Here is a 19,520-nt window from a genome sequence, read left to right as displayed (position 1 = left end):
GTAACCGCTTTTATCAATCCTTTTTTTGCTTCTTTTTACTCATTTATATATTTTCGATGCTATTTAGAAAACATGTATAAAAGCTTTGCTATACTTAGGTGAATACAAATGGAGGAGTGAAGTTATGACATCTATCATTCAAATGATGATTTTGGTGATGATTATGTTTATTGGATTTGTTGCTGAACGACAACAAATATTCAGTGACCACATTCAAAGTGACATGGCGCAAATGATTACTGTAGTTACAGCACCCGCTTTAATCTTATCTACTATCAACTCATCCGGTGATTTAGGTACAAAAGGCGATGCTATCAACTTTCTCATTATCGCTTTTACCACTTGGTTTATTTTTATTGTTTCGTCTTTCTTTGTTCCCAAACTATTAAAGGCACCCAAAAGCATGATTGGCACTGTCCAGTTTCTTACTGTTTTTCAAAATAACGGTTTCATGGGGCTTCCTTTAATTCTCGCATTATACGGGCCTGGCGCTATGTTCTATGCATCTTTAGTGAATATCCCTACGAATCTTTTTATCTATAGCTTTGGGGTTTGGGCGATGAGCCGCGGTAATGATACTGATTTAAATCCAGGTCAATTAGCGAAAAAACTTTTCCTTTCACCAGGATTTTTAGCAGGATTAGCTGCTTTAATCTTCTTCCTAATGGGTTGGCAGTTGCCATCTATCCTTGAAGAAACGATGGCTATGGTCGGCGCTGCAACAACACCTTTAGCCATGATGGTTATTGGGATGGCAATTGCCCATTCCAATATCCAACATGCTTTTACGGATGGTCGTGTATACTTGTTAATGGCCATTAAAATGATTGCTTTACCAATAATTATTTTTCTGATATTCCGTCATTTTATCAGTAATGAATTGATTCTTTCTACCTTGATTGTGACGATTTCAACACCCGGTCCAGCAGTTGCCACTTCATATGCCTTACTATACAAAGGAGACATTACATTCTCAACTAATTATGTCTTCTTATCAACCTTAGCTTCAGTTGCCACTATCCCTTTATTAATCAATATCTTAGGTTTAGCATAACATTAAATGACTATTACATTTTTAAATCATACATAGCAAAAAAGATGGCAGTTTCTCGTTTAATAGAGAGAGCCATCTTTCATTTTTTATATGGGTCATCACCTCCTGCTACAACTTCATTCGATACCTCTTCAACTAGTATTTCACTGACATTCATTAACAAGGTTTGATATTTCGCCTAAAAAAAGAAGCAGATCTCCTATAACGGAAAAACTGCTTCATATAAAATCATATTAAAAAGTTTAACTACCTAAAGAAACATTAATATCTTGATCATACTGATTATCTAGCATACCACGCTGACAGTATGCGATGTCGTCTTCAATGCGGCAAATCTTAACCAATTCATTTTGAACGAATTCGCCATCAGGAATTGCACTTTTTGCCTTATAGACCATTTGATCCACTAAAACACGAATTTCGCCAGACTGGTCTTTTGTCACTGGTTCAACAACAATTGCTACCCTATTCATCAACATTATTATCTCCCAAATATCTAAATACAGCTATCAGTCCCACCCATTTTATAATCTTTATTAAGACCTGTCAAATATTGCCAAGAAAGCTTTTCCTATCATTTTCTTATTGAGAACGTATTACTTGAACGGACGATTTCATTAATACCCCTATCTCTTCATATAATTCATCGAGCGATTGCTACACCTACCCTCAAGTTAATCTACATATCAAAGAAAAAATAACGGTGTGACCAAAATGCCACACCGCCAAAGTTGTATAGATTAATCCTCTTCTTTTAAGGCTGAAACCATTTCTACTTTCTTCAGTTTGTAGTGCATAAAGATCATCACCACAATTGAAAAAGCTAAAGTAATTAAACTTGCATATAGGTAAGATTGCCATAAGATGACTATCGGGAAGAATACTTGGTCAATGGCTACCGTATTTAAAATGTAGCTTAGGAGATTATATCCTAAAATGTCCCCAATAATAATCCCAATCACGGTTAAGATTAAGGTTTCTCGGTAGACATACATACTCACTTCAACCGACCTAAAGCCCAGTACTTTAATCGTCGCCAGCTCATGCATTCGCTCAGATACATTAATATTCGTTAATGAATATAGAACAATAAATGCTAATCCTCCTGCAGAAATGATTAAGACGACTGTCACTAAGTCAAGTGCTGACAAGGTATCTTTAAAATCACTAATTTGACTTGCATTCAAGCTAGTGCCAATCACACCGGTTTCGCCTTTTACTTGATCCATGATTTGCGTTTGGTCTGTTGTGGATAGATTATTCTCAAATTGGACCAGCGCTGTATTGTTTTCACTTTCTTCACTAAATACTGTTTGATAGTAAGTGTCTGTCATGTATATTTCATGACCTAGATAGTTGGTGATGACCCCTTTTACAGAAAATGTATAAGGATCATTATTAGTATCAATTAATGTCACAGTGTCCTCTGCTTGTACGCCAAGTAAGGAGGCTAATTTAGCGGTAATTAGGATACCATCTTCTGAAAGAGACAGTTGATTTTCTGTATCTAGCTCTTGCATTTGGAAATAATCACGGTACTGACTGTCAGATTTGAATGCCATGACACTCACGATTTGTTGGGTAATTGTTTCATCATCTGTCATCAAGATATTTTGGGTTAAAGGTAAGACATCTTCAACGTTATCATTATCGGTTAAGTCACTTATCACTTGGTCCCGGTCTTCTTGGTTAGCATCCATATTTAATGAGATGCTACCATCATACATTTTCACCTGGTTGAATTGCTCATCTGGTAAACCAGAAATAGAGTCAGATAAACCAAATCCAGTCACAATCAACATGGCACAGCCAGCGACACCAATAATCGTCATTAAATTACGCCCCTTATAGAGGAAGATATTCCGCCAAGTAATTTTGCTTTGGAAGCTTAAACGGGACCAGAAGCCTTTAAATCTTTCAAGAAAAATATGCTGACCATTCTTACCTGTTGCTGGTTGTAATAGTCGGGCCGTTTTCTCATTTAGGGTAGTCCTAGTTGTTAACCAAGCCGGTACAACAGTTGTGAATAAGGATATACCTACTGCAAACGAAATATCTACAAATTGCCATGTATAAATAATGCCCGGTAAGGCGACCGTCTCGGCAAAGGCTGATACGATAATATTAGGGAACAAGTAGTTACCAATAGCAATCCCAATAACCATCCCTAAAATAGCCGCTGAACCTGCATACATAAGATATTTAGTTTGAATTGTACGTGAACTATAACCTAAAGCTTTATATGTACCGATTTGTACGCGTTGCTCGGTCACCATTCTTTGCATATTGGTGAAGGATACTAGGGCTGCAATCAGGAAGAAAATAATAGGAAATGCTTGGCCAATTGTTGCCATGTTGTCTGCATTATTCTCCCAAGCTGTATATCCTGACACGCTAGAACGGTCATTGATTGAATAAGTAGGCTCACTCAAATCGGCTACTGTTGATTCAGCATCAGAGATATGAGATTCAGCGCTAGATAGAGACGTTTCTGCTGCTTGGCTTTCACTTTCATAGTCACTTCTAGCTTGGTTAAGTTCACTTTGGGCAGCATCTAGACTGGATTGGCCAGCTTCTAACTGAGCGGCCACACTAGACATACCCGCTTGTTCTAAGGATACGCCTTCTGGTAATTGCGCTTCAACTAGACTTTGTTGTTGGTCCAAGTCATCTTGACCTGCATCAATTTCTGATTGTGCTTGCTTTAATTCATTTTCACCAGAAGTTAATGCTGACCTAGCGGAAGCAATTTCTTCTTGTCCAGAGGCAATTTCTGATTCAGCTTCTGTTACTTTTTCTTGATAAATTTCCCTTGGCCGGTCAACAAAAATATCCTCTATTTCAGCTTGTTTATCTGCAATGACTTGGTCATATTCATCTGAATACGCTTCTAAGTCATCAACTGCAGTCGCATCAATAGCGATATTGGTGTAAGTATCACCTGTAATGGCATTAGGCGCTACAACTGCAAAACCGTTTAATTGCCCATCTCCGATCGCAGAAGCGCCACGACTAATATTGGAGATTTGAAGCGGCGTATTGACGTAACCAACAATTGTGAACTGGTCTCCTGATAATTGTGGTAACTCGTCTGTTTCTTGATCACTATCCACACCTAAATCAGACATTGTTACTTCTTGGCCAATCTGATAGGCATCCGGATTACCTTTTACCAATTGTAGGTCAATCGCTATCTCATCGTTTACTTTCGGTAGTCGTCCCTCTTGTACATCAAATTGGTTGATATCCGTCATATCATTGAAATTTGGATAGAAACGTACCAAGTCGTCACTGACTGCTATTTGCCGATCAACATAGGCATATGGTATATATTCAATATCTTGAACATCCTCTAATAAAGCTAGGTCATCTTCATTCAAACCCATTGTGGATTGAATAGACATATCTTCTAAGTTGGTTTGGTTAAAGTACTTATCAGCAATTGCAATCATATCAGGCGCAGCAGCTCGAATGCCCACAAAGAACCCTGTGCCTAGCGCAATAATCAATAGAAGCGCTAAAAATCGTCCAAGCGTATGTTTAATCTCACGAAAACCATCCAACCATATTTTTTTATTTTTCATCCACTACCTCCTACCATTCAATATCTTGAATTGGCACTGGTTGCGCATTTAATGTTTGCGATGAAACAGCTCCGTCATTGATTTTGATGACACGGTCAGCCATCGGTGCAATCGCTTGGTTATGGGTAATGACAACAACTGTTGTCCCCTGTTCATTGGTTAAGTCTTGTAGAAAGCCTAAAACCTTTTTCCCGGTTTCATAATCTAAGGCACCAGTTGGTTCATCACAAAGGAGTAACTTGGGGTTTTTTGCAATTGCCCGAGCGATAGATACGCGTTGTTGCTCTCCGCCCGATAATTGTGATGGGAAATTGTCTTTACGATGGTATAACCCTACCCCTTGTAAGGCCTCCTTAGCTGCAAGTGAATTATCTGAAATTTCTTCTGATACTTCCACATTTTCAATGGCCGTTAAATTAGGAATTAAGTTATAATTTTGGAAAATAAATCCCACCTCATCACGCCGATAGTCTGTTAAGCCTTCTTCATTGTATGCAGCAATATTTTTTCCTGCTACTAACACCTCACCTGAAGTTACTGCATCCATACCACCTAAAATGTTTAATAAGGTTGATTTTCCGGCTCCAGATGGTCCCAAAATCACCACAAATTCGCCTTCTTCAATTTCTAAATTCACATGGTCATTGGCTAAAATCGCCGTATTCCCTGTCCCATATTGTTTTACAACATCCTTTAAATGAATATAGGCCATTACACAACACCATACTTTCCTTTTAATTTACCCAAATTTATGCATCTTTTCTCTTTGTCACGTTTAATCATAGCTTACTCAGTCAAGAAAATAAAAGCATGATCTATTCACTATTCGTTATAGAAAGAGGGCATATGATATGACTACCATAAACCCTCTACTATCTACTTATATTACTAAATTTATAATTTTTGGAAGATCTCTACTTTTAAGTAATCACTTTCTGGATTTCCTTTTGGTGCCGGGAAATCTACTGGTAAACCAAAGTCAGCTACTGGCATGATATCTACGTTAGCATCATCAGAACCTTCAGCGATTTGTTTAATAAAGTCTTCTTTTGTCATGTTTGCGGCATTTGTTGAACTCACTAAGTAACCACCCTTATTTAGGATAGCTAACGCTGAAGCAACTAATTTCCGGTAATCTTTATTGGCTTGAAAAGTATGTTTCTTCGTACGTGAGAATGACGGTGGGTCCAGTACCACGATGTCAAAGCGTAAGTCATGTGTTTTGGCATAATCTAAATAGTTAAATACATCCATAACCCGTACTTTATGTTGGTCACCAATCTCTAACCCATTGGCCTGGAACTGTTCTGCTGTCAGTTGCAGGCTTCGTTTTGCCACATCAACACTCATGGTTTCAGCTGCGCCACCTAGTGCTGCAGCCACAGAAAAAGCACCTGTATATGAGAATAGGTTTAACAATGATTTACCTGGTGCAATTTCTGTTTGAATATAATTACGAACATTTCGTTGATCTAAGAAAATTCCTGTCATCCAACCATCATCAAGTCGTACGATGTAGTTTACCCCATTTTCTTGCACAGTTAATGTTTCTGGAATATCACCAGCTAAAACTTCTGATTGCTTATTCGTGCCCGTACCATCTAAGTTGAAGCGGTTTTTCCCAACAATACCTTTTAATTCAGGATATACATTGTTTAATGCTTCCAAAATAATGGCTTTATAACGGTAAATACCTTCAGAATACCATTGAATCAAGGCATAACCTGCATACCAATCAATTGTGAAACCACCGATACCATCCCCTTCACCATTAAAAATACGGAAGGCAGTTGTCATATCATCGATTAACAAAGTTTGACGCTGATTTTTAGCTGCTTGTAATTTTTCTTGTACAAAATCAAGATCAGCTAATAATCCTGTATCCGCATTTTGATCTCTTGTTAAAATCCAACCGATACCTTTATGTTGTTTGGCTAAGTAGCCATATCCTAAGAATGCATGGTCGATACCAATGATTTCAACCAATTCACCTTCAGTAAATGGTGGTGGGTTTACGAAATCTTTTTCAGTTAAAAGGATTTGTCCTTTTTCCACTTGGGTTGTTGCCCACTTACGTAATGTCTTTTTTGGTAATTGTGCGTTCTTTTTAACCATTTATTTTTCTCCCTTTAATGTATCTGTTGCTTAATTTCAAAATATCATATATGAGATAGCCAATGATGACCCCTGCGCCATTAAAAATGACATCATCTATATGACTAACCCCTGTTTCTAAATAAAATTGCATGGTTTCAATTGATACGCTAAATAATAATCCCCAAAATAAAGTGATGAAGAAAGCCCCTTTCATCCGAAAAATATAAGGGAACATCATACCAAAGGGAAAAAACCAAACAACATTTCCAAAGAAGTTATACCAATATGAAAATGTAGACCCATTTCTTAACTTAATAGTATCCACAAGTGGTACCCAATTTAATTCACTCAGGGACCGTTCAAAATTAAAAGTCGCCTGCCACCATTGCCAATCATAACGTAATACTGTTAAATGTACCAACAATATCATGTAGGTTGCAAAGGTGAATTTAATGACTTCTCTAAGCCAGTCAATCGAATAATCTGCGTTCTTCATCCGTTTATAGAAAATGATTCCTGCCTGGATAACCAATAAAGCAATCATATACAAAAGCGTTTTATCCAAGCTAAATAGTGATAGCGCTACTAAATGAAAATTTAAGATTCTACCTGCAGAAACCTCTTCTAACCATGTGAGTAACGGCCCTAAAAAATACATCTTTCTTCAATCCTTTTATTACCAGTCGATGCTTTAAAACTATTCGACCTGATTTCTTTCTGCTAATTTTTCACGGTTGAAAAATACCAACGTAAAGATTGTCCCAACACCAGCTTCACTTTCCACATGTATAGTCGCTTGATGCAGTTCAACCAGTTGCTTGACAATGGATAAACCTAAGCCAGATTCTCCGAACTCATTATTCTTTCGAGAAATATCTGCCTTATAAAATCGCTCCCAGATATTTTCAACCTGTTCTTCCGTCATCCCCATGCCTGAATCCTTTATTTTAATATAAGTTTCGCCATCTTGAAAGGTGCAAGACATAAATATTTCGCCATAATCAGTAAATTGTACCGCATTTTGAGTGATATTAAAGATAATTTGGTGGAACCGGTCATAATCAGCGTAGATGGGCACTTCATCTGCCATATCAATCTCAAATTTAGTATGTTTTGCTTTAGCTGTTTCAGATAATTGTAGTGAAATATCCCTTAACACTTCTGCAGCATTAAAGGTTGATTTATTCAATACAATTTCATTAGCCCTAATTTTTTCAATATCCAAGTTTTCGTTCACCAAACGATTTAACCGGTTAGCTTCCTTATACATCAAGTCCACACTACGATCAATCTTATCTTCTGGTATTACTTTCTGCCGAAGTCCTTCTAGCAAACCAATCATCGTCGTTAAAGGTGTTCGAATTTCATGTGCAACATCCATCATCAATTGGCGACGAATTTTTTCTTGGCGGTCAATTTCCACTTCCGATTCACCAAGCGCAACTGCCATTTGGTTGAAGTCAGTAGCCAAGTCATCAAATTCATCAATATTACTTACAGCCAAACGCACTGAATAATCTCCTTGTGCAATTTGTTGCGTAGCCTCTTGGATACGGCGAATCCGTTTATTTTGATAACCGGCAATAATGACTGAAAAGATAACGGCAATAATGAGCGCGATCATTATCCCTTTGACCACATTTTGAATCAAATTGTCAATCACCGCATCTGATTGACTAGATGGCACCCCAATCGCTAAATAACCCGCATAAGATTGATCCTCTGAATTCGTTAGTGGCATGAAGATGGCTAGCGCATCCCCATTCTTGTCTGTAATCCCCATTTCAAAGGTTTGCAAACCAAGATTATGACCATTTTCCAAAGCTGTCATTTCTTCTTTTGATAGTTGGTCATTTGGTACAACGGCTGCTTTGTTATGTGGGTATACCAGTTCATTATCCGCATTGAAGTAAAATAACTTCATATTGGAAGACTCGAGTAAAGGTTCCATCGTCGCTAAAAATTCACTTGAAATGGTCTGACCGGAAATAAAATGCGCGATATCATTCAATTGTTGTTCTTGACGAAGGAGCACCTGGTCCTTTGAAAAAGAAAACAATGTTACCCCCATAGCAGCGATTGTCATACCAATCACTACCAGAAAGCTCAGTATCTGTTGGTAAAAAAAGTTCAATTTCATGATCAAACACCAGTTTCATCAAATTTATAGCCTACTCCCCAGACCGTTTGAATCAATTGTGGACCGTACGCTTCCATTTTTTGACGAAGCTTTTTAATATGGGCATCTACAGTACGCTCATCACCATAAAAAGGATCTTCCCATAAAGTGGTTAACAAATGCTCACGAGTAAAGACTTGTTTTGGTCGACCAGCTAATAATTGCAGAATTTCAAATTCTTTAGGCGTTAAATGTTGAATTAATTGATCCTTATAAAAGGCTTCTCGGTTTTGGCTATTGATGCGGATATATTCTGTTTGAATATCAAATTCATCACTGGCATCCTGCCCTTCACTCGTTTCAGTTGTTGATTCCGTTAGTTGGCTACGGCGATATAAAGCACGCATCCGGGCCATGAAGGTGATTGGATCAAATGGTTTGGTCACATAATCATCTGCACCTAGACCTAGGCCAAGCACCTGCTCACTCTCTGCATCACGAGCAGTCAACATAATAATCGGTACTTGCTGATTTTGTTGACGAATATCACGACAAATTTGAATACCATCTTTACTTGGTAAATTTAAATCTAAAATGACCATGTCAATTGTTTCTTCATTTGCTAAATAGTGTTGCCACCCCTCTTCACCATCTTGGATAAAGGTTGCTTCCCATCCTTGTTGTTGTTCAAAAAACATACTCATCATTTCTGCAACACTTTCGTTATCTTCAATCATCAAGATGTTCATGTTTTCTTCCTCCTTATAAAATATGTTTATGTTTACTTTAATTTAGGCTTCGCGATGTATTTTTAGTAGATTAAGACAAATTGCGCTATTCCCCTATATTGTACCCTAAAATACGAATTCACCGATGAACTTTACCGATCTTTTGACCTAATTTTACAAAATATCAAAATTTTATAAAGTTTTTAGGTGGATTTGGCGAATGAATACGTATGTAATAGATTAGAGGGCTAACCTCTAGTTGAATCAGATACCTTAGGAGGATGAAAAATGAATCAAGTGCAATTAATCGGACGTTTAGCAAGAGATGTGAATTTGACTGAAATTTCTAACAATCGCCAAGTTGTCAATAATGCCGTTGCGATTAACCGCAAAGGTAAAGATGGTAGCGACCATGTCGACTTTATTCCTATCACAGCATGGAATGGCACAGCAAAATTGATTGCTAGCTATATGAAAAAAGGAGATGAATTAGCAGTTGTTGGCCAATTACGTATGCGTCAATTTGAAAATAAACAAGGTCAACATATCTCAACTATAGAAGTTCAAGTTTCTGAAGTCACATTCCTCCGCAAAAAGATTGGTGTTGACCAACCACAGAACCCTGACGAGCAATTAATGGCCAATATCGAGACCCTAATTTTAGACTAAAAACCTATTCTTCCCCTAAACCCCGCTTTCTAGCATAAGCATGCCTGTATTAGGCAAATAAGCTAGAAACGTTGGTCAAAAAATAGTCTAAGATATCCATAAGCGTGTTGAAAATGACCAATTCTTAGGGCATATTTTTTGCACCGATATTCCTCTTCATCGCTTTGATAAACTGACTCGTCCTAATCTTTCTTATCATCAGCTGATCACCTGCAAATTGATTCAGCTATATAAAAAGTCTTGCCACTGGAGTTTAATCGACTCCAGTAGCAAGACCTTTTATTTTTTTATTTTGTGATCGCCGTGCTTCTTAGTTGCTCAGCATATTGATTAATCTTACGGAGTCTATGATTGACACCTGATTTAGAAATAGGTTCACCTTCAACCAATTCCCCTAATTCTTTAATAGATGCTTCGGGGTTTTCCAACCTTAATAAAGCAATCTCTTGCAATTTTTCTGGTAATTCTCCAATACCCACTGTTGCTTGAATCAATTCAATATTTTCAACCTGTTTGGAAGCTGCTGTCACAGTCTTATTTAAGTTAGCATTCTCACAGTTAACAATTCGGTTAACTGAATTTCGCATATCACGCACAATCCGAATATCTTCAAACTTTAACATTGAGGCTGTTGCCCCAATTAAGGCTAAGAAATCTGCAATCTGTTCTGAACCTTTTAAATAAGCAATATAACCAGATCGACGTTCAATTGATCGAGCGTTTAAATTGAATTGGTTCATCATCATTACTAAGTCTTCGCAATGCTCTTGATATACTGAATATATTTCTAAATGATATGACGATTTTTCAGGATTATTTACTGATCCACCTGCTAAGAATGCACCACGCAAGTATGAACGACTCCGCTGTTCATTCTCCATCATTTCCGCTGAAATATTTGGATTAATCACCAGGCTATCTAGAATATCTAAATCTTTTAGAATTTCTTCAACATGGTCTTTCACCCTTACAATATAGATATTATTTTTCTTTAATTTCATTTTCTTACGCACAACCAACTCACCGAGGGTATGATAAAATTCCTTTAACAGTGAGTAGATTCGTCGTGCAATTGCGGCATTTTCTGTCTGTACATTTAGAATCAAATTGCCACCCGTCAGAGAAATTGTGCCGTTCATACGTAAAATAGCTGCTAGCTCTGAACGTGCGTGCTCATAGTCCACAGTTAGCTGAGTGAGTTCTTTCTTTACATCTCCTGCAAATGAAGCCACCAGCTCACCTCTTTCTTATTCACTTTATTTTATGCGATCGTTCATGACATCCATAATGGCGTCGACTAACTTATCCTGATTGTGATATACACCACTTTTCTCAAGATTTAAAAAGTCACAGCGAACTACCTGACATTCTTGTTCAGCCAATCCCAGACGGTCTTGAATGATTTGGACTAAGTAGTCTTTTTCACTCGCCCCTTCAAGGTATTCATAAGGTACCGGTGTTTTATTCAACAATACCGTATCAATGGCTTTTGAACCCAAATGTTCATTTACTACACGTACATGGTCTGCGTCAGAGAAATGCTCAGTCTCACCGAGTTGTGTCATGATATTACAAATATAGACAACTTTAGCGGGCGTGTCAACAATTGCGCTTCTAATCTCTTCAATTGCTACATTCGGTAAAATTGACGTATACAAGGATCCTGGTCCTAAAATGACCATATCAGCTTGCATAATTTCAGAGACAACCTCTCGTCCAGCACGGAGTCCAGCGTTCGCCTTATTTTGACCAGCAGCTAATGTATCTTGTTCACTTGCTAGGCGAACAGTCACTTTTTGGATCTGATCTGGATGAGCAACAATCGCCGTCTCCCCCTCTATCATCGTGCCATCTGCAAAATGTCCTTGTAGCACTAAGGCTTCTTCACAAGCTGGCAATACCTTACCATCTATATTCATCATATAAGAAAGTAGGCGCAAAGCTGCAAAAGTATCGCCTCTCATTTCGGCAATAGCAGCAATAATCAAATTACCAATGGCATGGCCTGAAAATTCTTTATCCTCTTCACTAAATCGATATTGGAACACATCTTTATATATTTTCTTCATATCCGATAATGCGACTAGACAGTTGCGAATATCTCCAGGAGGAATCGTACTAACTGCGTTACGTAATGAACCACTTGACCCACCATCATCAGAAACTGTGACGATAGCTGTGACATTACAACCAGCATTCTTTAGTCCTTCCAATAGAATGGGTAGACCCGTTCCGCCTCCGATAACTGCAACCTTTGGCCGTCTATCCGGACGTGAATGTTTGTTTATCACGATCTATTCACCGACTCTTTTCTTTTTGTGCGATCACGATGGATGATGTTGACCTTGTAACCTAGGTCTTGAATATGGTGGGCAATACGCTCAGTCAATGCTATTGATCGATGTTGTCCACCTGTACAACCAATTGTAATCGTCAGACTGGATTTTCCTTCTTTTTCGTATAAAGGTAATTCAAAATCTAATAAATCAATAAATTTACGATAGAAAGTTTCTGTTTCTGGTTGCGACATCACATAGTCATAAACAGGTGCATCAAGTCCTGTCATGGGACGTAATTCATCAATATAATGCGGGTTTGGTAAGAAGCGTACATCCATAACGATATCTGAATCGATTGGTAAACCGTACTTGAAACCAAAAGACATCACATTGACTGTGAAATGGCCTTCCTCTTCTGTTTGAAATTCTGTTAGTAACAACTCACGGAATTTACGTGGCGTTAAGTTCGTTGTATCAATCACTGTAGATTCGATACGAATATCATGTAGTAAAGCTTTTTCTTTTTGAATCGCTTCTAAAACGGATACGCCTTCTTTTTCAAGTGGATGGACACGACGCGTTTCTTTATAACGTGCAACCAAAGTTTGATCATCTGCTTCTAAGAATAATACAGAGATTTCAATCGTGTTGGTGTTATCCATTCCATTGATTTCCGTTAACAATTCATCAAAGAATGAACGTGAACGTAGATCAATCACTAAGCAGATTTTACTAATCTTACCTGTCTCTTTGATTAGATCCCAGAATTTAGGCAATAGTGATGGTGGCATATTATCTACACAGTAGTAACCCATGTCTTCGAAGCTTTGTAGTGCGACTGTTTTACCCGCACCACTCATACCTGTAATAATGACTAATTTTAACTGATCATTCATTTTATTTTTTCCTCCTTGAAATGGAGATGAAAGATTAATCGATCGATACCAGAAAGCACCCACTTAAGCAGTTAGTTCGTTTAGGGCTGCCTCATAAGCCTGAATTTTTGCTTGCGTCGCTTCTAGTGAATCAGCTACAACACCAATATAGAATTTAATTTTTGGCTCTGTACCTGATGGTCTAACCGCAATCCATGTTTCATCTGCTAAATAATATTTTAATACGTTTGATTTTTCCATGCCTAATGACTCAGAACGGCCATCAGCAAACTGACGTGTATCTTGTAAGTAGTCTTCTGTTTCAACCACTTTTTGGCCAGCAATTTCACTTAAGCCTTCTCCACGTAAGTTTGTTAGAATAGCTTCAATTTTTGCTGCACCTTCTTGCCCAGGTAAGGTCACTGAGATGGTTTTTTCTTGGAATGTACCATATTCAGCAAATAGGTCTTGTAACCCGTCGTAAGCAGTCTTCCCTTGTTTTTTATAGAAAGCAGCAACTTCAGCTAATAATAAAGTTGCTTGTACTGCATCTTTATCACGCACAAAAGCTTTCACTAAGTAGCCATAACTTTCTTCAAAGCCGAATAAGAAATGCTTACTTCCGTCAGCTTCATAGTTTTTAATTTTTTCTGCGATAAATTTGAAACCAGTCAATACATTCACTGTTTCAACATCAAATGCCTTAGCGATTGTTGTTGGCATTTCACTGGATACGATAGATTTTAAAATCACACCATTATCTGGTAAAGTACCGGTATTTTTCTTAGCTGTTAAAATATAATGGGTCATTAATGCCGCAATTTGATTGCCGGTAATCACTTGGTAATCACCATTCGGTAATTTCACAGCAGCCCCCATCCGGTCAGCATCAGGGTCGGTTGCAATCAGGATATCTGCGTCATTGGCCTTACCATAGCGCTCAGCAACTTCAAAGGCGCCTGCTTCTTCTGGGTTTGGTGACTGAACTGTTGAGAAATCAGCATCTGGTTCTTTTTGTTCAGTTACATAAGTAACATTAGTGAAACCTGCATCCGCTAGCGTACGTTCCACCAACATTTGTCCTGTACCATGTAATGGTGTATAAACGATAGATACTTGATCAGCCATTTCATCAATTACAGCCTGATCAACAACAACTGATCTCATGTTGTCTAAGTATTTTTGATCAATTTCTTCGCCAATAATCGTAATTGTACCATCAGCTATCAAAGCTGCCTCATCCCCCACCTCAACTGTTAAGGGATTCTCTACTGCACGCACATTCGCTGTGACTGCATCAGCGTCTACTGGTGGCATTTGACCACCATCTTCACCGTATACCTTGTAGCCATTATAGTCGGCAGGGTTATGGCTAGCTGTAATCATAATCCCTGCAAAGGCATTTAATTCACGGACTGCAAAGGATAGTTCAGGGGTTGGACGAAGAGACTCGAATACATATGACTTAATACCGTGAGCACCTAAAGTCTTCGCTGACTCCATTGCAAACTCTGGTGACATATGACGTGAATCATAAGCAATTGCCACTCCTCGATCTTTAGCATCTTGACCATAATCTTCAAACAATTTAGCTAATCCTTCAGTTGCTTGACGAATGGTATAAATATTCATCCGGTTAATACCGGCACCTAAAATACCGCGCATACCGGCCGTACCAAAACTCAAAGGTTGATAAAAAGCATCTTCAAGCAATTTATCATCAGCTTCTATAGACGCTAAATCCTCCTTCAAAGTACTATCTAAGTCTTCAAAATCACGCCATTGTTTATAAGTTTCTTTCCAGTTCATAGTGTAGCCTCCATCATTTTTAAAGCGATAACATCTTATTCATATTGTATCAAATTTTATGTAAAAAGATATATCAAAGCCATGTTCACCTTACAATTTCATATGAAAGGCCAGCTTAAAGCGCCTTTTTAATCTCTTCAATGAAAAGAGGCTGGGACAAAAATGTCTCAGCCTCTCTTTACTATATAAGAACATTTATAATTGGGTTCCAAAAGTCAGCATTGTCCGATACTGCCTAAATGTCTCCAATAACCTTTCATTATTGTTTGCCTTTTAGTCCAGTACGTCAATTCTAAACGACTTTTGTCTCACCTTCACTTTTCGTATCCTCACAAATATGTGTGAGCGATGTTATGAAACTTTGAAATTAGCCATTTAGTGTTTCAATGTAATTGAAGGCTTCTTGACCAGCTATTGCACCATCACCAACAGCTGTTGAAATTTGGCGCAGTTTCTTTTGGCGAACGTCACCAATCGCAAAGATACCAGGAATTGTCGTTTGCATATCATCGTTGGTAATAACCCAACCCTCTTCATCTGTGATATTTAATTCAGCAAATGCTTCAGTATTTGGTATCAAGCCAACATAGATAAAGATACCGTCAGCCTCCACATCAGTGATTTCACCTGTTTTCACATTTTCAACTGCTAGTCCAGTGACTTTCATATCGTCACCTTTGATTTCTTTAACAACTGTATCCCATGTGAAATCTATTTTATCATTCGCCATCGCACGGTCTTGTAAGATTTTTTGCGCCCGTAATTCATCACGGCGGTGAACGATATTCACACTTTTACCAAATTGCGTCAGATAAGTTCCTTCTTCAACTGCTGAGTCACCCCCTCCAATCACACGAAGGTCTTTATCGCGGAAGAAAGCACCATCACAAACAGCACAATATGAAACACCACGGCCTGCGTACTTATCTTCTCCAGGTACACCTAATTTACGGTGAACAGAACCTGTAGCAATAACCACAGCCTTCGCTTGATAAGTTTTCCCCATATCTGTTTCTAGTAAATGCGCGCCTTCATTTGGGGTAACTTTTGTCACTGTACCAAATTCATGGACGACACCAAATTGCATAGTGCCTTCATACATTTCGTTAGCCAAATCTGGCCCTTGAATATGCTTAAACCCAGGATAGTTTTCTACATCCGCTGTGTTAACTAATTCACCCCCAGGAACGCCTCGTTCTATTAATGCTACGGACAAATTAGCCCGTGATGCGTATAAGGCAGCTGTCATACCGGCTGGCCCTGCACCAACTACAACGACATCAAATTTTTGAATTTCTTCTGCCAAATTGTACACATCCTTTCTTTTATTTTTCATTGTGTGATTAAATTGCTTTTATTAACGTCGCTTACCATTCTAACATGCTTAAAGGGAAAAAGATTGCAACTAGCTCAAGCTAATGACAATCTTTTACATCAAGACATTTATTAAAGTTCATCTTCAATTGAAAGCAAGTAATCTTTCAAGCCATCTTTGATTTCCTCTTGTTCAAGACCATATTCAATACTTGTTTGCATATAGCCTAACTTATTTCCAACATCATAACGACGGCCAGTAAATTCATAAGCGAATACCCGTTGTGTCTTGTTTAAACGGTCAATTGCATCTGTTAACTGGATCTCATTTCCAGCACCTTCGCCTTGTGTTTCTAACAAGTCAAAGATTTCCGGTGTTAATAAATAGCGTCCAATAATCGCCAAGTTTGATGGCGCATCTTCTGCTTTTGGTTTCTCAACGAATTGTTTTACATTGTAGATTTTTTCAGAGAATTGCGCTTCTGGATCAATGACCCCATATTTATCTGTATCTTCATGCGGCACCGGCATTACCGCAATATTCGATGCCTTCGTCACATCATACGCATCAATCAATTGCTTGGTTAACGGTACTTCATCTACCATTAAATCGTCTCCAAGCATTACCACAAACGGCTCATCACCCACAAAGGCTTTAGCTTGTAAAACAGCATCCCCTAAACCTTTTGGATAAGATTGACGTTTAAAGAATAAGTTTAATCCGACAGTTTCTCCAATGATTTCTAATAAATCATCACGACCTTTGTCAGCTAAATTTGATTCTAACTCAACGTTTGAATCAAAATGGTCTTCAATAGGTCGTTTACTTTTTCCTGTAACAATTAGAATGTCTTCAATTCCAGAGGCTAATGCTTCCTCTACGATAAATTGAATCGTTGGTTTATTCACAATTGGTAACATCTCTTTGGCCATTGCCTTTGTTGCAGGTAAGAACCGTGTCCCTAACCCTGCTGCCGGAATAACTGCTTTTCTTACTTTCGCCATGAATGAATCCTCCATTTATTTACTTTAGTCTCTGACAACATTATAAATCAAATACACTTTAAAAAATATCCTTCAAATTATCTTCAAATTGAATTTCACCTTTACGCTCACGAGCCATTAAGGCCTTAATCACATCTTGAATACTATTTTCACCTTGAATAACTTGATAAATAGCTTGCGTAATCGGCATTTCAACGCCAGCTTCTTTTGCAAGTTCATAGGCTGAAATAGCTGTAGCAAATCCTTCAACGACCATGCCCATCTGATCTTCAACATCTTTTATAGCCTGACCTTGACCAACTTGTTTACCAGCCCGCCAGTTTCTTGAATGGATACTGGTTGCTGTAACAATCAAATCACCTACTGCCGATAAGCCCATAAAAGTTAATGGATCAGCACCCATCGCTACTCCTAAACGTGTAATTTCAGCCAAACCACGGGTTATTAAGGCCGCTTTGGCATTATCACCATAACCAGCCCCCACTAAAGCACCAGCCCCCAATGCAATGATATTCTTTAAGGAACCTGCTAATTCAACGCCGATGATGTCTGGATTGGTATAGACCCTGAAATAATCATTCATGAATACCTCTTGAACTAAATGGCAAGCCCAATCATCTGCTGAAGCAGCGGTAATGGCTGTAATATCGTGTTTTACAACTTCTTCTGCATGGCTAGGTCCAGATAATACCACTACTTTCGCTTGACCAATTGGTTGGAAGACTTCTATTAAAATTTCAGAGATTCGTAAATGGGTCTCCTGCTCCAATCCCTTAGTAGCATGCATAATGACTGGCAACTGTTGGATACCTATCTTTTGTAAAGTAGCCACTACCTGGCTTGCAACTTGTCGTATCGCCTTAGTAGGTACTACGAAGTTGATTAAATCCGCCTTAACCAAGGCTTCGGTCATATCATTTGTTGCAACAATATTATTTGGCAATATCACATTAGGCAAATAACGGTCGTTTCGCCTAGTGGTTTGGATTTCACGTGCCTGGTCTGGGTTATGTGTCCACAGTGTCACATCATGCCCATTTTCAGCCAACACCATAGCGAGCGCTGTTCCCCATGAACCTGCGCCAAGTACAGCAATCTTTTTGGTCGTCAAGTTATCACTTCTCCAATCTATTGGTAAACCTTACTTCTGCATTGCTTTATAAGCAGGTCCGTTATGTTCCGAATAATATGGATAATATTTATCATTTATCCGTCGAGCGACGAACATCAATAAAGCCGCTATAAACAGCACTGCTGCTAATAATTGGCTGATACGGAATGGCCCTAGCCACAAGCTATCTGTCCGCAAGCCCTCGATAAAGAACCGGCCGAATGAATACCAAATCAAATATAATAAGGTTGTATCGCCAATCCTAAGGGTCTTATTGCGTGAACGAGTCAACAATAAGATTACAACGCCAACCACATTCCAAATAGATTCATATAAGAAGGTTGGGTGATAATATGCACCATTAATATTCATGCCATCAATAATAAATTGCGGTAAGTGCAAAGTATCTTTTAGAAAGGCTAAACTCACTTCTCCGCCATGCGCTTCTTGGTTAACAAAATTGCCCCAACGACCAATAGCTTGCGCTAATAGTAGATAAGGCGCTACTGTATCCGTTACAAATAGTGGGTCCATTTTCTTCATTTTGGAATAGTAGTAAAGCGTAAGGCCTCCAGCAATCACGCCACCATAAATGGCAATCCCACCATTCCAAATTTGTAAAATTTCTCCTGGATTTTGTAAGTAATAATCTAATTCGAATAAAACGTAATATGCCCGTGCACCGATAAATCCAATCAGGATGGACCATACAGCTGCATCTAAAATAAATTCTTCATCCCAACCCTTACGGCGAAAATCTCTTGAAGCCAATGTAAGGGCTAATAAAATAGCAGCCCCGATAAAAATCCCATACCAACGAATTGGCCAGCCGAATATATCAAAAGCGACTGGATCTATTGCAGCTATATTCATCAT

General features: G+C 38.4%; 17 protein-coding genes. 2 read left to right on the top strand and 15 right to left on the bottom strand.

The genetic code is table 11. The annotated features are described in order from the left end of the window. The first annotated feature begins 124 nt into the window (after positions 1 to 124). Positions 125 to 1,054, top strand: a complete 930-nt coding sequence (locus tag CJ191_RS04080; protein ID WP_070469083.1) for an AEC family transporter — start codon at positions 125 to 127, stop codon at positions 1,052 to 1,054. Positions 1,055 to 1,296: 242 nt separating this feature from the next. Here the strand turns inward: CJ191_RS04080 and CJ191_RS04075 are convergent, their stop codons facing one another. From CJ191_RS04075 to CJ191_RS04045, 7 genes are all read right to left on the bottom strand, one after another. Continuing rightward, positions 1,297 to 1,533, bottom strand: coding sequence for a hypothetical protein (locus CJ191_RS04075; protein ID WP_070469086.1), 237 nt, complete (start codon positions 1,531 to 1,533; stop codon positions 1,297 to 1,299). Positions 1,534 to 1,794: 261 nt separating this feature from the next. Further along, positions 1,795 to 4,638 carry an ABC transporter permease gene (locus tag CJ191_RS04070; RefSeq protein WP_102199061.1) on the bottom strand — a complete coding sequence of 948 codons (2,844 nt, stop codon included), beginning with the start codon at positions 4,636 to 4,638 and terminating at the stop codon, positions 1,795 to 1,797. 10 nt (positions 4,639 to 4,648) lie between these two features. After that, positions 4,649 to 5,350, bottom strand: coding sequence for an ABC transporter ATP-binding protein (locus CJ191_RS04065; protein ID WP_070469088.1), 702 nt, complete (start codon positions 5,348 to 5,350; stop codon positions 4,649 to 4,651). 182 nt (positions 5,351 to 5,532) lie between these two features. Next, complete coding sequence (locus CJ191_RS04060; protein ID WP_102199060.1) at positions 5,533 to 6,753, bottom strand: class I SAM-dependent rRNA methyltransferase; 1,221 nt, start codon at positions 6,751 to 6,753, stop codon at positions 5,533 to 5,535. After that, positions 6,746 to 7,393: a VanZ family protein gene (locus tag CJ191_RS04055; protein WP_070469092.1), complete on the bottom strand. Its 648-nt coding sequence runs from the start codon at positions 7,391 to 7,393 to the stop codon at positions 6,746 to 6,748. The genes CJ191_RS04060 and CJ191_RS04055 overlap by 8 nt, the downstream gene beginning before the upstream one ends. 39 nt (positions 7,394 to 7,432) lie before the next feature. After that, complete coding sequence (locus CJ191_RS04050) at positions 7,433 to 8,875, bottom strand: sensor histidine kinase (RefSeq protein WP_102199059.1); 1,443 nt, start codon at positions 8,873 to 8,875, stop codon at positions 7,433 to 7,435. 2 nt (positions 8,876 to 8,877) lie between these two features. Continuing rightward, positions 8,878 to 9,603, bottom strand: a complete 726-nt coding sequence (locus tag CJ191_RS04045) for a response regulator transcription factor (protein WP_070469096.1) — start codon at positions 9,601 to 9,603, stop codon at positions 8,878 to 8,880. A gap of 267 nt (positions 9,604 to 9,870) precedes the next feature. On the opposite strand from CJ191_RS04045, the gene CJ191_RS04040 reads away from it, so the two are divergent. Further along, a complete protein-coding gene (locus CJ191_RS04040; RefSeq protein WP_102199058.1) occupies positions 9,871 to 10,251 on the top strand; it encodes a single-stranded DNA-binding protein in 381 nt (126 codons plus the stop codon). Between the two features lie 287 nt (positions 10,252 to 10,538). On the opposite strand, the gene whiA is transcribed toward CJ191_RS04040, so the two are convergent. The 8 genes from whiA to lgt form a co-directional block, all read right to left on the bottom strand. Beyond that, the gene (whiA, locus tag CJ191_RS04035; RefSeq protein ID WP_070469099.1) at positions 10,539 to 11,483 is read right to left on the bottom strand and encodes a DNA-binding protein WhiA; all 945 of its coding nucleotides are present in this window, start codon (positions 11,481 to 11,483) and stop codon (positions 10,539 to 10,541) included. 24 nt (positions 11,484 to 11,507) lie between these two features. Beyond that, on the bottom strand, positions 11,508 to 12,542 hold the full coding sequence (locus CJ191_RS04030; protein ID WP_102199057.1) for a gluconeogenesis factor YvcK family protein: 1,035 nt from the start codon (positions 12,540 to 12,542) through the stop codon (positions 11,508 to 11,510). Then, complete coding sequence (gene rapZ / locus CJ191_RS04025; protein ID WP_102199056.1) at positions 12,539 to 13,426, bottom strand: RNase adapter RapZ; 888 nt, start codon at positions 13,424 to 13,426, stop codon at positions 12,539 to 12,541. Before rapZ ends, CJ191_RS04030 begins: the two co-directional genes overlap by 4 nt. 63 nt (positions 13,427 to 13,489) lie before the next feature. Beyond that, positions 13,490 to 15,214, bottom strand: coding sequence for a phospho-sugar mutase (locus CJ191_RS04020; protein WP_102199055.1), 1,725 nt, complete (start codon positions 15,212 to 15,214; stop codon positions 13,490 to 13,492). 367 nt (positions 15,215 to 15,581) lie between these two features. Further along, positions 15,582 to 16,550: a thioredoxin-disulfide reductase gene (trxB, locus tag CJ191_RS04015; RefSeq protein WP_102199054.1), complete on the bottom strand. Its 969-nt coding sequence runs from the start codon at positions 16,548 to 16,550 to the stop codon at positions 15,582 to 15,584. A 110-nt stretch (positions 16,551 to 16,660) separates the two neighbouring features. Then, complete coding sequence (gene galU / locus CJ191_RS04010) at positions 16,661 to 17,533, bottom strand: UTP--glucose-1-phosphate uridylyltransferase GalU (protein ID WP_070469107.1); 873 nt, start codon at positions 17,531 to 17,533, stop codon at positions 16,661 to 16,663. Positions 17,534 to 17,591: 58 nt separating this feature from the next. Continuing rightward, positions 17,592 to 18,644, bottom strand: a complete 1,053-nt coding sequence (locus CJ191_RS04005) for an NAD(P)H-dependent glycerol-3-phosphate dehydrogenase (RefSeq protein ID WP_102199053.1) — start codon at positions 18,642 to 18,644, stop codon at positions 17,592 to 17,594. A gap of 30 nt (positions 18,645 to 18,674) precedes the next feature. After that, positions 18,675 to 19,520 (bottom strand): prolipoprotein diacylglyceryl transferase, encoded by an 846-nt coding sequence (gene lgt, locus CJ191_RS04000; protein WP_102199052.1) that lies wholly within the window; start codon positions 19,518 to 19,520, stop codon positions 18,675 to 18,677.

Origin of the sequence: Aerococcus viridans, from assembly GCF_002871935.1 — a bacterium.
GTDB lineage: Bacteria > Bacillota > Bacilli > Lactobacillales > Aerococcaceae > Aerococcus > Aerococcus viridans_B.
The sequence above is the reverse complement of the archived record's forward strand: the minus strand, read 5'-3'. Positions and strand labels throughout refer to the sequence as shown.

Bases quoted from the DNA above. Each gene is read 5' to 3' on its own strand.
- CJ191_RS04080 (WP_070469083.1), top strand. From the start codon at position 125: ATGACATCTATCATTCAAATGATGATTTTGGTGATGATTATGTTTATT.
- CJ191_RS04075 (WP_070469086.1), bottom strand. From the start codon at position 1,533: ATGTTGATGAATAGGGTAGCAATTGTTGTTGAACCAGTGACAAAAGAC.
- CJ191_RS04070 (WP_102199061.1), bottom strand. From the start codon at position 4,638: ATGAAAAATAAAAAAATATGGTTGGATGGTTTTCGTGAGATTAAACAT.
- CJ191_RS04065 (WP_070469088.1), bottom strand. From the start codon at position 5,350: ATGGCCTATATTCATTTAAAGGATGTTGTAAAACAATATGGGACAGGG.
- CJ191_RS04060 (WP_102199060.1), bottom strand. From the start codon at position 6,753: ATGGTTAAAAAGAACGCACAATTACCAAAAAAGACATTACGTAAGTGG.
- CJ191_RS04055 (WP_070469092.1), bottom strand. From the start codon at position 7,393: ATGTATTTTTTAGGGCCGTTACTCACATGGTTAGAAGAGGTTTCTGCA.
- CJ191_RS04050 (WP_102199059.1), bottom strand. From the start codon at position 8,875: ATGAAATTGAACTTTTTTTACCAACAGATACTGAGCTTTCTGGTAGTG.
- CJ191_RS04045 (WP_070469096.1), bottom strand. From the start codon at position 9,603: ATGAACATCTTGATGATTGAAGATAACGAAAGTGTTGCAGAAATGATG.
- CJ191_RS04040 (WP_102199058.1), top strand. From the start codon at position 9,871: ATGAATCAAGTGCAATTAATCGGACGTTTAGCAAGAGATGTGAATTTG.
- rapZ (WP_102199056.1), bottom strand. From the start codon at position 13,426: ATGAATGATCAGTTAAAATTAGTCATTATTACAGGTATGAGTGGTGCG.
- CJ191_RS04020 (WP_102199055.1), bottom strand. From the start codon at position 15,214: ATGAACTGGAAAGAAACTTATAAACAATGGCGTGATTTTGAAGACTTA.
- trxB (WP_102199054.1), bottom strand. From the start codon at position 16,550: ATGAAAAATAAAAGAAAGGATGTGTACAATTTGGCAGAAGAAATTCAA.
- galU (WP_070469107.1), bottom strand. From the start codon at position 17,533: ATGGCGAAAGTAAGAAAAGCAGTTATTCCGGCAGCAGGGTTAGGGACA.
- lgt (WP_102199052.1), bottom strand. From the start codon at position 19,520: ATGATGAATATAGCTGCAATAGATCCAGTCGCTTTTGATATATTCGGC.